Source organism: Phytoactinopolyspora halotolerans (assembly GCF_010550675.1).
GTDB classification, from domain to species: domain Bacteria; phylum Actinomycetota; class Actinomycetes; order Jiangellales; family Jiangellaceae; genus Phytoactinopolyspora; species Phytoactinopolyspora halotolerans.
Genome location: NZ_JAAGOA010000004.1, coordinates 14,754 through 28,969, shown reverse-complemented (window position 1 = coordinate 28,969; position 14,216 = coordinate 14,754). Strand labels below are relative to the sequence as shown.

General features: G+C 69.4%; 12 protein-coding genes. 1 reads left to right on the top strand and 11 read right to left on the bottom strand.

Annotated elements, in window-relative coordinates; translation table 11 throughout:
• Positions 1 to 21: 21 nt before the first annotated feature.
• From G1H10_RS06690 to G1H10_RS06645, 10 genes are all read right to left on the bottom strand, one after another.
• Positions 22 to 1,509, bottom strand: coding sequence for an aromatic amino acid ammonia-lyase (locus G1H10_RS06690; RefSeq protein WP_163734584.1), 1,488 nt, complete (start codon positions 1,507 to 1,509; stop codon positions 22 to 24).
• Complete coding sequence (locus tag G1H10_RS06685; protein WP_163734581.1) at positions 1,506 to 2,291, bottom strand: PIG-L deacetylase family protein; 786 nt, start codon at positions 2,289 to 2,291, stop codon at positions 1,506 to 1,508. The genes G1H10_RS06690 and G1H10_RS06685 overlap by 4 nt, the downstream gene beginning before the upstream one ends.
• Entirely contained in the window at positions 2,288 to 3,391 is a 1,104-nt protein-coding gene (locus G1H10_RS06680) for a polysaccharide biosynthesis protein (RefSeq protein WP_216852971.1), read from the bottom strand. The genes G1H10_RS06685 and G1H10_RS06680 overlap by 4 nt, the downstream gene beginning before the upstream one ends.
• Entirely contained in the window at positions 3,388 to 4,923 is a 1,536-nt protein-coding gene (locus tag G1H10_RS06675; RefSeq protein ID WP_246219265.1) for a class I adenylate-forming enzyme family protein, read from the bottom strand. The genes G1H10_RS06680 and G1H10_RS06675 overlap by 4 nt, the downstream gene beginning before the upstream one ends.
• The gene (locus tag G1H10_RS06670; protein WP_163734576.1) at positions 4,920 to 6,170 is read right to left on the bottom strand and encodes a glycosyltransferase family 4 protein; all 1,251 of its coding nucleotides are present in this window, start codon (positions 6,168 to 6,170) and stop codon (positions 4,920 to 4,922) included. The genes G1H10_RS06675 and G1H10_RS06670 overlap by 4 nt, the downstream gene beginning before the upstream one ends.
• Before the next feature lie 18 nt (positions 6,171 to 6,188).
• Positions 6,189 to 7,940, bottom strand: a complete 1,752-nt coding sequence (locus G1H10_RS06665) for a carbamoyltransferase family protein (RefSeq protein WP_163734573.1) — start codon at positions 7,938 to 7,940, stop codon at positions 6,189 to 6,191.
• 177 nt (positions 7,941 to 8,117) lie between these two features.
• On the bottom strand, positions 8,118 to 8,354 hold the full coding sequence (locus tag G1H10_RS06660) for a phosphopantetheine-binding protein (RefSeq protein WP_163734571.1): 237 nt from the start codon (positions 8,352 to 8,354) through the stop codon (positions 8,118 to 8,120).
• Positions 8,355 to 9,821, bottom strand: coding sequence for an AMP-binding protein (locus tag G1H10_RS06655; RefSeq protein WP_163734568.1), 1,467 nt, complete (start codon positions 9,819 to 9,821; stop codon positions 8,355 to 8,357). It abuts the gene before it with no gap.
• A gap of 97 nt (positions 9,822 to 9,918) precedes the next feature.
• The gene (locus G1H10_RS06650; RefSeq protein WP_163734565.1) at positions 9,919 to 10,464 is read right to left on the bottom strand and encodes a phosphopantetheine-binding protein; all 546 of its coding nucleotides are present in this window, start codon (positions 10,462 to 10,464) and stop codon (positions 9,919 to 9,921) included.
• Positions 10,461 to 11,765, bottom strand: coding sequence for a class I adenylate-forming enzyme family protein (locus G1H10_RS06645; RefSeq protein ID WP_163734562.1), 1,305 nt, complete (start codon positions 11,763 to 11,765; stop codon positions 10,461 to 10,463). The genes G1H10_RS06650 and G1H10_RS06645 overlap by 4 nt, the downstream gene beginning before the upstream one ends.
• A 370-nt stretch (positions 11,766 to 12,135) precedes the next feature.
• On the opposite strand from G1H10_RS06645, the gene G1H10_RS06640 reads away from it, so the two are divergent.
• A complete protein-coding gene (locus G1H10_RS06640) occupies positions 12,136 to 13,080 on the top strand; it encodes a transglutaminase-like domain-containing protein (RefSeq protein WP_163734559.1) in 945 nt (314 codons plus the stop codon).
• A 35-nt stretch (positions 13,081 to 13,115) separates the two neighbouring features.
• Here G1H10_RS06640 and G1H10_RS06635 read toward each other — a convergent pair whose 3' ends face one another.
• Complete coding sequence (locus tag G1H10_RS06635) at positions 13,116 to 14,111, bottom strand: ParB/RepB/Spo0J family partition protein (RefSeq protein ID WP_216852970.1); 996 nt, start codon at positions 14,109 to 14,111, stop codon at positions 13,116 to 13,118.
• Positions 14,112 to 14,216 lie beyond the last annotated feature (105 nt).

Sequence of the window (14,216 nt, the reverse complement as noted above, 5' to 3'; positions counted from 1 at the left end):
GGCGACGTCCGCACCGTGAGGTCACGGCCACGGCCCGGTCCCGGCGATCGATTCGGCCGCTTCGGCGAACAGCACGTCCCGCGCCCGGCATACCTCGTCGGCGAGCGGCCGGTCGGCGTGCAACCGGGGCGAGATCCGGATGATCCGGGACGTCCACGCCGACGACGGGCCATGCCCCAGCAGCTGCTGGGCCTGACCGGCCGCGACCGCCACGGCGCCGACGATGCGACCGGCCAGGTCCAGCTGCTCCGCCACCCGCAGTGCCCCGATCAACGCCACCGGCACGATGTCCTGGTTCGACAGGTTGGTGGGGACCGGCGTCGTCGTCGCTGGACCGGATCTCTGCCGGATCTCCGCGAGCATCGCGGAGGCGGCCAGCTGTAGCCCGGCCAGGCCGCTCGTCGCCCCGGGGCGCGCGGCCAACAGCGGCGGAAGGCCACCGTTCGCACCCGGCTCCACCAGCACCGCGATCTGTCGTTCGGCGAGGAAGGCGAGCTGATGCACCAGCACGGCCTGTAGATCCGCCACCAGACCCACGTTGACCGCATGGAAGTTCCCGGCGTGCCACACTGCGTCGGACGCCACCACCGGGTTGTCGGTGCACCCGCGGGCTTCTCGGACCAGCAGTGCCTCGGTGCTGCCCAAGTGGTCGAGGACGCTTCCGATCACCTGTGGGGCGCAGCGCAACGAGTAACGCTCCTGGAGGCTTCGGGCCTCGGCGGCGGTGCGCCGTTCCGTCAGTCCTTGACGGATCCATCCGGCAGCGCGAGCGTGACCGGGGAACCCGCCGCGTGCCGCCACGACCGCCTCGTCGTACGGCTCACCGCTGGCCCCGAGCAGTTCGACGATCCATCCGGTGATCGCGCTCGCGATCCAGGCGAGTCTCCGGATCAGGGCGTGATTCTCCAGCGCCACCGCCAGGCTGGTGCTGCTCCCGTTGACAAACGCGAGCGCGTCCCGCGCCTCCCACTGGACCGGTCGGCGGCGCAGCCGGGCGAGCGCCTGCCGAGCCGGCATCCGCACATGGCCCTGACCGGCCGGCACCCATGCCTCACCTTGACCGGAGAACGCCCGAGCCGCGTGCGCCAACGGCACCAGGTCACCGCTGGCGCTCACGCTGCCTCTGGAAGGGACCACCGGCACGAACCCGACGTTGTAGATCGCCGCAAGCGACCGCCAGCGGTCCGGATGTACCCCGGAATATCCGCGTTTCATCCCTTCGAGCCGGAGCCGGAGCATCAACCGCGTCGATCCGAACGCCAGCTCCGGGCCGTGACCCGCGCAGAGATGGTTGATCAGGTTCAGGCCATGCTCGCCACTGTCGTCATCGGCGGCGAACTCCCCGAGCGGGCCGAAGCCGCGGGTCAGCCCGTACACCGGACATCCGTCCTTGACCGCGCGTTCCAGGGTGACGGCGCTGGCCGCCATCCGTTCCTCATCGGCCGCCGTCAGTTCGACGGTCGCGTGCCGCGTCGCGTCCACGATCTGCACCGCGCTCGCCTCGATCATCGCTGCTCGGACTCCTCTCGGGGGTACGGCCGGACGGCCACCGGCGTCGGATCGATGGGTCGTTCACATCCGGACGCGCTCGCCGTTCCCGGGCCGCGCAACACGCTCAGCGGCGAGAACGACGCCCGGACCAGCGCAAACGCCTCGCCGTAAGGCATGCTCTGCTGGCTGCCCCGAAAGGTGGCGAGCGCCCGCAAGGCCTCCGCCGAGCGCGGCCCGGGGAAGGCGGTGATACGGCTGCGATACGCGTCGAACGCCTCGATCTTGGTCTCGATCGTCTCCGAGATGTCCACCGTCCACGCGGGAGTGAACGTCGGCTCGGCGCCGGGCACGTTCCAGAACGTTTCCGAGATCACCTCATACATCGCCACCACGCGCACGCAACGGGAACTCCGATAGGGCCGGGTGGCCACCACGGCGGCGTCGAACACCGCCCGATGGTCGACGTGCCGGTCGGGGAACGGAACGAACACGATCCGCGGTCGCACACGGTCGATCACCGCCTGGATCGCATGGTTGAGCCGAGCTGTCGAAACTCGCGATATCCCCACGGACGGAATATCCAAGAAGACCGACTCCGCGACACCGAGCAACTCGTGGCACCGGCGGGCTTCCTGCTGAACAACATCCCTGGTCGCCGGAGGGAACAGGGGCGGCAGCTCGGACCCCACGGTCACCACGGTGACCAGGATCCCGCGCCGGCTCAGCAACGCGATGGTCCCGCCGGCACCGAGACATTCGTCGTCCGAGTGCGGTGCGACCACCACGACCTGCCCGTTCACGACGCGCCCAGTGCCGCGGAGCGGTCCGTCAGGGCCACCCGCGCGGCCATATCGGCGCAGATCCGGCGCATGTGTGCTCGCACGCACGCAGGTTCGCCCCAGGGGTCCACAGCGCCGAAGCGGTCGAGATCCACCGGAGGCACCGAGACATGGGAGATCAGCGGGTCGCTCGGCCGGCTGTCCCGCTCGCCGCGGCCGAGCCGCACCTCGGCCGGCTTCTCTGCCCGGGTGAGACCGGTGAACTCGATCGATCGGACCGCTCCCACCCGGTCCATCAGTCGTCGAGCCAGATCCAGCACCCGGATCGGATCCCCCATCTCCGGCACCAGGACATGGCCGCCCTGCCCGGCCAGCGCGGCGTGTATCACCAGCCCCACCGCCTCCTGCACGGTCAGGAAATACCGCATCGCTTCCGGCGCCGTCACCGTGACGGGCCCGCCGGCGGCGATCTGGGTCAGAAACGTGCCCAGCACCGAGCCGCGGCTGCCGAGCACGTTTCCGAACCGGACGCTGAGGTAACGACGCCCGGTCACCAGCGACTGCCGCGCGGTCAGCCCTTCGGAGATGCGCTTCGAGTAGCCGAGTACGGTGACCGGGTCGGCGGCCTTGTCGGTCGAGATGTTGACGAACCGCTCGACACCGACGGCCGCCGCAGCGTCCAGCACGTTGTACGTGCCCAGCACGTTGGTCTTGTACGCCTCGCCCGGATGCCGTTCCAGGGTGGCGACGTGTTTCAAGGCCGCCGCGTGGAAGACCACGTGCGGCCGGCACGCGCGCAACGTCCGCGTCAGCTCGCGAGCATCCCTGATATCCGCCAGCAGCACGTCCGCGCGGTCCAGCCGCGGCCGGCCGTAGGCGGCGAGCTGAGTGGTGAGCAGGGCCGACTCGTCGCGGTCGAGCAGGAACAACGAGGCCGGCGAGATACGGCTGACCTGCCGGCACAGCTCAGACCCGATCGAGCCTCCGGCCCCCACCACCAGCACCCGCCGCCCGGTCAGATGGCGCGCCGCCTGCGCCGACGACGTCCACACGGGCGGCCGGCCGAGCAGATCCTCGGCACGGAGCGTGACGGCCCGCGCCTGGTCACCGGCCGCGGTCACGACGCGGCTTTCGGACCGGCCTGATAAGCCCGTCGCGCTCGTGCCTGAGCGGCCAGCGCCCGCCGATCGGTCTTTCCCGTCCGCCCGGTGGGCAACGCGTCGACCAGATCGATCATCACCGGCACCTTGTATGCGGCGAGGTGGCGCGCGCACCTGGCCCGCAATGCCTGCGCGTCCACCCCGGCGGCGGAGGGCACCACGCTGGCGCAGACCACCTCCCCGGTCAGGTCGTGCTGGACGCCGTAAACCGCGGCGTCCAGCACGCGCTCGTCGTCCCGCAGGACCCGTTCCACCTCGGCCGCATACACGTTATGCCCGCGCACGATGATCAACTCGTTGGAGCGTCCGGCCAGGTACAGGTACCCGTCCTCGTCCAGCCGGCCGTGGTCGGCGGTGCGGAGCCAACCGTCCACCATGGCGTCAGCGGTGGCACCTGGTGCGTTCCAATAGCCGAGCATGACGTTCGGTCCGCGCACCCACACCTCCCCGGTCTCGCCGCGCGGTGCCGGTTCACCGGAACACCGGCGGATCTGTACCCGTACGCCATCGATGGCGGTTCCCACCGAGCCCGGACGGAGTCGCGGCTGATGGTTGTACGTGACGAACGGCGAGGCCTCGGTCAACCCGTAGGCCTGATGGATCGGCCAGCCCATCCGACGCTCCCAGCGATCGTGCAGATCATCCGGCAAGGTGTCACCGGCGGACATCGCATACCGCACGCTCGGCACCAGGTGCCCAGAGACGCCGGCGTCGAGCAGCATCCTGAAGGCCTGCGGCACCGCGAACAGCCGGGTCACGCCGTGCCGGCGGATCAGCCGCAGCGTCTGCTCGCGCTCGAACCGCCCACTGACCACCACCGCTGCACCGGCGTGCAGGCCCGGAGTGAGCACCGCGTTCAGCCCGAAGCAGTGATGCAGCGGCAGGAAGAGCAGCAGTACGTCGTCGTGGTGGAGTCCGAGGTAGCGCACCTTCGACCGCGCGACGAACCGCACGTTACGGTGCGAGAGCAAGGCGCCCTTGGGCCGCCCGGTGGTACCCGACGTGTACAGCAGCAGCGCAGGCCAGGCAGGGTCCAAGTCGAGCGGCCCGGTCAGGGAGCGCTGTGCGGCGCGCAGACTCCCGGCACCGGGGCGAGGCACGGTCCGGCCGCGCTGGATGCGGCGCAGCGGCCCGACCTGGTCGGCGCCCTCGGCCGGGGCCGCATCGGCCACTTCATCGAGAACGACGACGGCGGCGGCACCACTATCCGCGAGTACGTGCCGGATCTCGTCCTCGGAAGCCGTGGGGGCAAGCGGAACCAGCACGTATCCGCGGCGCAGGCAGGCGAGGTACACCGCGATGAAGGTCACGGAATTGGGAAGCATGCACACGACCCGATCTCCGGGACCGACCCCGGCTCCTTCCAGCGCCCGCTCCTCCGCCGTCGCAGCGGCCAGCAACTCGATGTAGCTCCACCGCTCACCGGCCGCCAGCAGCGCGGTGCGGTCGGGATCCTCCATCGCCACGCGCGATACGTCGTCGGCGACGTTCATCTCGTCCACCCGTCCTCGGTGTGCGCTCGGGTGGCAGCCCGGATGCCGGGTCCGGCGCCGGCCCCGGTCACCCGGCCGAACGCCGCCAGCAGGGCGGGTGCGGCGTTTCGCGGGTGATACCGGGCGGCGGTCCGCCGGCCACGTGCCCTCAGTGCCGCGCGCAGCTCGAGGTCGCATTCCATCCGCCGCACCGCATGCTCGATCGCTCCGGCGTCGCCCGGCGGCACCACGAGTGCGTTCACTCCGTCCCGGGCGAATTCCGCCGATCCCGAACCACCCGTCACCACGACCGGCACCCCTGCCGCCATCGCCTCCAACGGCGGCAGGCCGAGGCCGTCGACGCGCGGCGGGTACAGCAGGACATCGCAGGAGCCCAGGATGCGGAATACCTCGTGCCGGGGCGGGTCGACATGCAGTTCACAGTCGAGGCCGACGAAGACCACGGGCGGCTTCGGCGTCACCCAGACGATGCGCAGGTCCACACCGGCGCGGCACACGTTGCGCAGCGCCGGGATCGCCTCGCCTAGTCCCTTGTCCGCCAGCCCGTCCCAGGCCATCAGCAGCACCCGGAACGACGCCCCGCGCCGCCGGGGCGCCGGCCGCGGCCGTCGTACCGCGAACGCGCCGGCGTCCAGGGAGACCGGCACGTACGTGGATCTCCGTCCGAATCGGCAGTGATACACCAGCTGGATGAACCGGGAGCAGGTCAGCAGGTGGTCGGGCAGCCGATGGGCGGCGGCCCGGAACGTGAGCATCCGGGCGTCGAGTTTGCTGTCCTCGTTCAGTGTCGGCTCACCGCCGCAGTACCCGATCACCGGTGCCGTGCCTGCCTGCGCCGCCGGCAGGTAGTCGATCCAGCCACCGACAACCGTGCCGGCCGCCGGCGCACCGGCCAGGTACCGGCAGAGCGTCTCCTGGTCGGCCACCCGCACGACGCGCGCGAACGGCACGGGAGGGACCGGGTCCGGCCCCGGCTCGTCGGCCGCACGCATCAGGAAGACGTGCACCTCGTAGCCCGCCTCGGCCAGCGTCCGAGCCACGTCGGCCTGGACGCGCATGCCGCCGTAGTGCAGTGGGAACGGAATCACGACGTTGACCCGGCGCGACCTTCGAACGGATGGCCGGCACCGGACGTCCACCCCGCCATAGGTGAGTGCCGAACGTTCGAATCGGCGCAGTGCTCGCCGGAACTCTATGCTCATCCCCAGCGGGAATCCGTATCGGTCCACATCCGGTATCCGGTTCATCGATGGCTCCAGACCTCGTCAACCGGCCAGTGCGGACTTGCGGACCAGGTACGGTCCGATGGCGAGCGCATCCAGGCCGGTGGCGAAGAAGGTCCGGATCGCGTCCTGCGGGGTGCAGACCATCGGCTCACCCTTGACGTTGAACGATGTGTTGAGCAGCACCGGCACACCGGTCAGCCGTCCGAACGCGGTCAACACGGCATGCAGCTCCGGACTGGATTCTCGGTGCACCAGCTGCGCTCGTGCGGTCCCGTCGGTGTGCACGACCGCGGGCGCCTCGTCCACCAGCCGCTGGTTCGCCCGGAGCGCAAGGGTCATGAACCGCGAGTCGTGGCCGTGGCCGAAGTAGCGCGGCTCGGCCTCGGCCAATACCGCCGGGCCGAACGGCCGCCAGTCCTCGCGCTGTTTGACGGCCTCGTTGACCCGGTCCCGGATCGTCACGGATCGGGGGTCCGCGAGGATGCTGCGCTGACCGAGAGCTCGCGGCCCCGCCTCCATACGGCCCTGAAAACAGCCGACGATCCACCCGGCGGCCAGGTCCCGTGCCACCGCTTCCGCCAGATCGATGGGCCGGTCGTAATCAAGGTGGCATCCGTCCAGCACCGCTTTGATCTCGTGTTCGCCGAATTCCGGCCCGAGCGCCAGCGTGGTCAGCGGCTCCGGCGCCGCGCCCGTCTCTCGTGCGCAGACTGCCAGCGCCACCCCTGCCGCGGCGCCGCTGTCCGCGCACAGCGGATGAGCGAAGAGACGTTCCACCCCGCTGTCCTCCAGCAGGCGGGCGTTCATGGCGACGTTCAGCCCGACGCCGCCTCCGATGCAGAGGCTGCGGACGCCGGTGCGCTCGACCCCCCAGCGCACCAACCGGCAGGCCGCCTCCTCCAAGGCTCGCTGCACGCTGAATGCCAGGTCCCGGTGCCAGCCGTCCACCTCCGCCCCGGGCGACCTGGGCGGACGTCCGAGCAGATCGACCAGGGCATCGGTGAAGCGCCCGGACCAGGAGTGGGTGCCGTAGTGGATGTACGACGGGTCCAGCCTGAACTCGATGCCGTCCTCGGCGGGAAGCAGTACCTTCCCGACCGCGGCAGCCAGCGCAGCATCGGGTGAGCCGTGCGCGGCCAGCCCCATCACCTGGTATTCGCCGTCGTAGGCGTCAAAGCCGAGGTACTCGGTGAACGCCGCGTAGAACCAGCCCAGGGAGTGCGGCATGCGGATCTCTCGCAGTCGCTCCAGCCTCGCGCCGGAACGCAGCCACAGCACGGTGGTGTGCACGTCGCCGGAACCGTCCACGGTCAGCACCAGCGCCGGGTCGAACGGTGCCTGCATCGAAGCCTGGAAGGCGTGGGTGAAATGGTGCGGAGCCCACGTTATGGGCGGCATGGCTATATCGCCGAAATGCCGCCGCCATTGCCGATGGTGCCGGGCGACCAACGCGCGCCGGGTGAACCGCTCCATTGTGGCGCGCTGCCAGCGCTGGGTCGCGTGATCGACGGGCCATATGCTCGCCAAGTATGCGAAGAATTCGCCCACCGTACCGTCAGTATATTCGTCGACATTCCAGCCGATGCCGACGGCGGCTACGTCGCACAGCGTGACCCCGGCCGAGTCCAAGCAGTATCGCAGCGCCCGGATCGGATACCGCCCATACGCGTGCTTGACCCGTACCAGCCGTTCTTCCTCCGCATATGCGACGACGTGGCCGTCGCGCACCACGGCCGCCGCCGGATCGACGGGACCTTCGGATATCCCGATATAAAAACCTTCGCCTGGCATCTCTCGACCCCTTTTTCTCCGCCCCAGCGCATTCCGCCCCCAAACCGACACGCGCTTTGCCACAGATACGCCCGGTCGACCCCCACAACCGACACGGCCTTGCTGCACATTCGAAATCCGAAAAGAGAATCTCGGAATGGCGATCATTCAACCGAATCGCGACATAGGCGTCAATGTTCATGACCGGCCGGCCGCTACGCGCCGACACAGCGCATCGAATGTCGCGTTCTCGTACACGTCTTCCAGATCGATCTGGACACCTATGCGGTCCCATATCCGGGAGACGAGTGTGAGCGCCGTCAGCGACGCACCGCCGGCCACGAAGAAATCGTCGCCGGCGTGGACCTCCTCGATTCCCAGCAGGTCGCACCAGATCTCCTGCAGTGCCTCTCGATCACCGTCGGCGTGTGCCATTCAGCGCCCCTCGGTCCAGCACTTCTCGGTCATCGTCGCCCGGCTCCGTAACAGCCGGTAGTCGGGTTTGCCGCTCCCCCGGACCGGCAGGTTCGGAATGACGTGCACGCGTACGGCCCGCGGCGCCAGCCGCAGCTCGCTCAGCAGGCCTCGCCGCACCGCCTCGATCTCCGCCGTGGGCGCGGGCTCGACGAAGACGTGCGCCCGTTCGTCCACCGTGCCCACGGCCGCGGCGGGCGTCACCGCGGCGAAGGCCTCTTCGACGGCATCCAGCGAGACCCGGATCCCACCTGGCTTGACGAAACGTCCGGCGCGCCCGGCCAGGTAGAGGAAGCCCTCGCGCAGAACCCCCAGGTCCCCGGTATCGACGGTGCCCCGCATCTCATCGGCGAGGGCCAAGTCGGCGCGGCCGGATGCATACCCCTGCATCGCGCACGGGCCGCGGTACACGATCCGCCCCATCCCGTCTTCTCCTTGTGTGTGCTCGATCGTCACCCGACCGCCGGTCAGCACGCGACCGACAGAATCACCATGAGCGGCGAAGTCCTCCGGCTGCAGCACAGTGATCCGGGCCGTGGCCTCGGTCTGGCCGTACATCTTGTAGAAGCGACGTGCGGTTTCGCTGCACCGGGCATGGAAGCGCCGGGCCAGTGCGGCGCGCAAGCGGCCGCCGGAGACGGTCATCGAACGCAACGACGCAACGTCGTCCCACGGCAGCCGGGACCTGGCGAACCAGTCGAAGTGAGCGGGGACGCCGGCGAATGTGTCACAGCCCGCGGCCGCGAACAGATTCCAGAACCCGATCCCGGTCGCCGGGGCGGCGGTGAGCAGCACCGTCGCCCCGGCCGAGAGATGGCTGTTCAGCACGGACAACCCATAGGTATAGAACAGCGGCAGCGAAGTAGCAGCTCGTGACCGCGTATCGATCCGCAACGCTTCTTGGACGCCGCGGCAGTTCGCCGCGATCGACTTCGCCGAGAGGCGTACCGCGCGTCCGCCGCTCTCCGAGCCTGAGGTCAGCAACACCAGGCTGGTTCCGGGCGCAACCTCCGGGTGAGCCGTGACGTCGTGAGCCACGGCGATGCGGATGCGGTCCGCGCCGACACCGATGCCGGCATCCAGCCGACGGTATGCGCCGGGGAAGTCGTCGGCGACGACGGCCGCGATGTCCGGTTCCGGGCCGATCACGACCTCCGGCGCATACCTGTTCACCAGCGACGCTCGTCGCCCGCGGTCCGCTGCCGCCCCGAACCAGGCCACCGCGTGTCCGCACCGCAACCCGGCAAGGTATCCCAGCACGGTACCCATCTCGCGATCGCCGAGCAGCGCCACCAAGCACTTCCGCTCCGCCGGGAGGAGGAGACCTACGCGGTCCACCAGGCGCACCAGCTCACGGTGGCTTAACGTGCGTCCATCCTCGAGCACCAGCGCGGGTTGCTCGCCAGCATGTAATGCGATCGGATCCACGGTATGCGGCTCCTCTCCACGCACGGGTACCCGTTCCACACAGCTGTCCGTCCCCGCGCGGCTGTCCGTCCGTGCGCGGCAATCCAATCCCGCGCGGTCACCCGGCCCGCACGCCGCGTTCCCGCAGCAGTGCGGCGAGCCGCCGCACGGTACCCTGCTCCACCAGATCCCGGATGTCGATCAGGGCATCGAACCGTCGCTCCAGTTCGGTGACGATCCGCACGGCCACGCCGGAGTCGCCGCCGACGTCCAGGAAATCGTCGTCCACCCCGACCCTTTCCAGCTTCATCACGCGCGCCCACACCTGCGCGACGATGGCCTCCAGGGGGTCGGCGGGCGGGCTGTACAGCAGACCGCCGGCACCGTCACGGACCGCCTCCCGGACGGCGGCGAGATCGCCGTCGCCCATGCTCGCGCCGTTCGTATCAGGTATGCGATCCACCACCAGCACGCCGTCCGGGGCATGGTCCTGGCCCAGTTCCCGCCAGGCGTATTCGCGCAACTGCGGCGCGCCGACGTAGCCGCGAACCTCAACCAGCGCGAGCACGGCCGGCGCTCCACGCACCTCGGTCTGAATGACAACGGCACGGAGCACGTCCGGGTGCCGGCCGAGCACGTCCACCACTTGTGTGCCGTCGATCATCTTCCCGCCCCTCCACACCGTTGAGATGCGACGCCGCCCAGCCGGAAGCGCTGCAGCTTCCCCGCGGCATTGCGCGGAACGTGGTCCACAACGTCGAAGACCTGCGGGGTCTTCGACGGCGGAAGACGGCGACGGCAGTGTGCCCGCAGCGACCGCTCGTCCAGCCGGGCTCCGTCCCGCGGCACCACGTAAGCCCGAAGCGACGCGCCCAGCATCGGGTCGGCCACCGCAATCACGACCACATCCCGGACGCCGCCGTGCGTGAACAGGGCCGCCTCGACCTCGCCCAGGTAGACGTTCTCCCCGCCGACCAGGACCAGGTCGTCCTTCCGCCCAGCCAGGTACAGGTATCCGTCCCGGTCCAACCGGCCCTGGTCGCCGACGGTGCGAAAGCCCCGCGTCACGGCAGCACCCGCCGACGGGCGGCCGGCGGGCCAGGCCGCGGGCACCGCCCGGTCCGGGCCGCGCATATACACCTGGCCGACCTCACCTACCGGGACGTCGCGGAGGTGCTCATCGAGGATCCGGATACGGGTCATCACGCCGCGCCCCACCGTCCCAGGGCGCTCACGCCACTCCGGTCCACGGCACAACGTCGTGCCGATACCCTCAGTGGCGGCATACATCTCGTACAGCCGGTGGGCGCCGACCGCGTCCAGCCACGCCGTCTTGGTGCCAACCGGGCATGGCGCCGCCGTGTGCAGCACCGCACGCAGGCTACGCAACCGGCACGCATCCGCGCCGAGTAGCGGTTCGGCGAGTCTCATGTGCACAGGGGTCAGCTGCGTCCACTCCACCCGGAACTCGTCCACCAGATCAAACAGGAGCTCCGGGGTGAACGCACTCGGTATCACGACGGTGTTGCCGCCCAGCATCGCATCCAGCAGGCAGGTAAACGGCGCCGCGTGGTGCAACGGCCCCATCACCAGCTGCACCTGGCCGGGACGCCATCCGGTCAGCCGCAGCAGGAGCGGAACACCCCGACTGGTGTCCCAGGCGAGGCTCCGCGGGCCCACGACGGGCCGGGGTTGTCCCGTCGACCCACCGGTCATCAAGATCCACCGGCCGGCGCCGGATCTCCCGGCCAGGCTGGTCGTCGCCAGGCTGGTCGTCGCCACGCTGGCCGTTGCCGGGGCGGCCGGCCCGACGAGTTCGTCGAACGCAGCGTCGATCGCGCCGATCTGGCGGTCCAGTTCCGGCTGCGGCGCGTTCGCGTCGATCACCGCGACGGTACAGCCTGTTCGCAGCGCGCCGAGCAGCCGCACCACGCTGTCGATGGTGTTCGTCACCTGCACCGGCATGACCGGGCGGCCTTCTGCCGCACGCTCGATATCGGTTCGTGATCCACGCGGTCGCGTCGGGCGCACCGTACCGGATCGTGTACGCGCATCGAGCTCACTCCAGGTCAGAACGCGACGTTCGCCGCCGCGGGCGTCGACACATACCACCGCGGGAACACGCGGCCGTTCCATCGAAAAGCGCGAAATCCGACGATCGAGAGACTCAACCGCCATCACATACACCTCCCGATGGAGCCAAGGGAACTTCTCATCGACGACGATGAATTCCAGGTGCCCGGTCAGCGTAACGCCAGGCACGGTGAGGTTCAATTGCACCTGACACACTCTGAATATCTCGGCGTGATTGTTCGGTGGCAATATGCTCTGCCGCATGAATTGGCCACCGATCCTGGACCGAGTCGTCAGAACGCCACGCGAGTATTTCTGCCCCATCGGACCGGAAAAGGCGCGTGAGATTCTCTCCTGCAGCCCGGCGGATATCCGGGACCTGGGCCACGTTTACGGCGCAGATCGGACACGGTTCGATGCATTCGACGTGTGGAACATCGGGCTGAATTCCGGCTCCGGCCGGAGTACACCGGAACGAGAGCTGAGATACCTCGGTCACCTGCTGGCGAGTACGGACTGGCTCGATGCGGTGGAATACCGGCTCGCTCTCGAGGCCGGCTGCCCACGCGGGCCGGCGTGTACCAGCCACGACTGGCGACGTCCCCGGCTGGTCGGCACCAGCTGGTCCGACCCCTCATACCTGCCCGGTCGCGTCCGCTGGGCCGCGACCACGCGTCGGCAGGGGATGCATAGCCGCATCCGTCTCCAGCCGATCCTCCACGCGTGGCGCCATACGCTGGCGAGCTACCGGTTCCACTACACACACCCGGGCTTGGCCGCGGACACCGCCGCGACCCGGGCTCGCCGGGTCGGCAACTGCACAGGTCTCTCCGCCGTCCTCGCCGAGGACCTCAACAGCCGTGGTGTCACGGCACGCACCCGCTGTGGTTTCCTCTGGGGCGGTCTGGTCGGGCTGGCACACGAGTGGGTCGAGGCGCGGGACGCGGACGGCCGATGGAAGCCCCTCGATCCGTCGATGGCGGCTCTCGCCGCCACCTTCTTCTCCCCTGAATACCAGCGTTTCTGCTGCGGCTCCATGCTGAATCGCCTGATCCCGGTGGCGTCCGGCCACACCGCGACGGTCCAGCACTGGTGCGAAGGTCGGCTGCTGACCACATATCCCGCTCTGCGTCGGGCCTCCGGTGGGCGGCTGCCACGGCCGAATCCGATGACGAACCCGACGACGAACCCACTCATGCCACGTTGACCGGTAACGATGCCTTCGCCGCAGGCCTTGCGCGGTCAGCCGTCGGGACGGTTGAGCTCCAACTGTTGCGCGAATCTGCTCCACCACGCCGAGCAGTCCCGGGCGAGCACGGAGAGTGTCTCAGCACAATGCGGCGGCACAGACCGCACCAGGGTCTCGTGTTTGGCCGGCAACTTCGCGTGCACCTCCAACCAGCGCAGGAGATCACGGCCGGCGTCGTTCATCCGCAGCGATGGGTCCCGCCGCAGGTTCTCCAATGTATGCAACCGGGTGGTCTCCGATGTCCGCATGCCCGACGTCGCGGCGCGGGGCCGGGGACGTGCTACGGCCCGCGTCCGGCCGGCAGCGGCCGGATCCTCACCCTGGCGCAGCTTGTCCCGGACATCGATCACCGTGGCCGGGGAGAGACCCACCGCGTGTGCCACCGACCGCAGCGAACGACCGGGGTCGCGTTCGAGCAGTTCGCCAGCCAGCCGGCGCGCCTCGGACGCGTCGACCGGACGCGATCGCCCATCCCGGCCACGACGTCTGTTCAACCGCGGATCTTCCGCAGATGAACGCTCCCGCAGGTTTCCCACGGTCTTGTCGGAGAGCCCGCTCACCTTGGCTATCGCTCGATTCGACCAGTCCGGGAAGAGTTCCACGATGCGTCTGGCCGCGGCTTCCCGGTCGGCGAGTGACAGCGGCAGCCCATGTGCGATGTTGGCGCGGACGGCGAGGACGAATGCGGCCGACTCGTCTCCGTGGAACAGCCGGACTCGCACCGTGTGCTCGCCCCTCAGCTGCGCGGCCCGCAGCCGGTGCATGCCGTCCACCACACGCATCGACGGCGCGTGCACCACGATAGGCGGCAATGCGTCCTCGGTCTGCGCGAGCGCACGCGCATGTTCTTCGTTCACCCCGCTCACCCGCGGAGAATCCGCCGGCAGCAGGGCGCTGAGCGGCACCTCGTGTTGACGAGCCGCTATCACCTCATCCGCCGAATCGATCACGTTCCACGCCGCTGCCGCACGACCATCGGCTCCGCCCACGCCATGATCCCCCTTGCTCAATTGGAGAGCCCGTACCCACACAGGCTCACGAAGTGCAGCTGAAAGCACACGCTACCGACACCTCTCGCCATACTCCAAGTGGAG

Excerpts from the sequence above, each read along its gene's own strand:
- G1H10_RS06660 (WP_163734571.1), bottom strand. The coding sequence starts at position 8,354 with ATGGCACACGCCGACGGTGATCGAGAGGCACTGCAGGAGATCTGGTGC.
- G1H10_RS06650 (WP_163734565.1), bottom strand. The coding sequence starts at position 10,464 with ATGATCGACGGCACACAAGTGGTGGACGTGCTCGGCCGGCACCCGGAC.
- G1H10_RS06665 (WP_163734573.1), bottom strand. The coding sequence starts at position 7,940 with ATGCCAGGCGAAGGTTTTTATATCGGGATATCCGAAGGTCCCGTCGAT.
- G1H10_RS06670 (WP_163734576.1), bottom strand. The coding sequence starts at position 6,170 with ATGAACCGGATACCGGATGTGGACCGATACGGATTCCCGCTGGGGATG.
- G1H10_RS06675 (WP_246219265.1), bottom strand. The coding sequence starts at position 4,923 with ATGAACGTCGCCGACGACGTATCGCGCGTGGCGATGGAGGATCCCGAC.
- G1H10_RS06645 (WP_163734562.1), bottom strand. The coding sequence starts at position 11,765 with ATGCCGGTGCAGGTGACGAACACCATCGACAGCGTGGTGCGGCTGCTC.
- G1H10_RS06640 (WP_163734559.1), top strand. The coding sequence starts at position 12,136 with ATGAATTGGCCACCGATCCTGGACCGAGTCGTCAGAACGCCACGCGAG.
- G1H10_RS06690 (WP_163734584.1), bottom strand. The coding sequence starts at position 1,509 with ATGATCGAGGCGAGCGCGGTGCAGATCGTGGACGCGACGCGGCACGCG.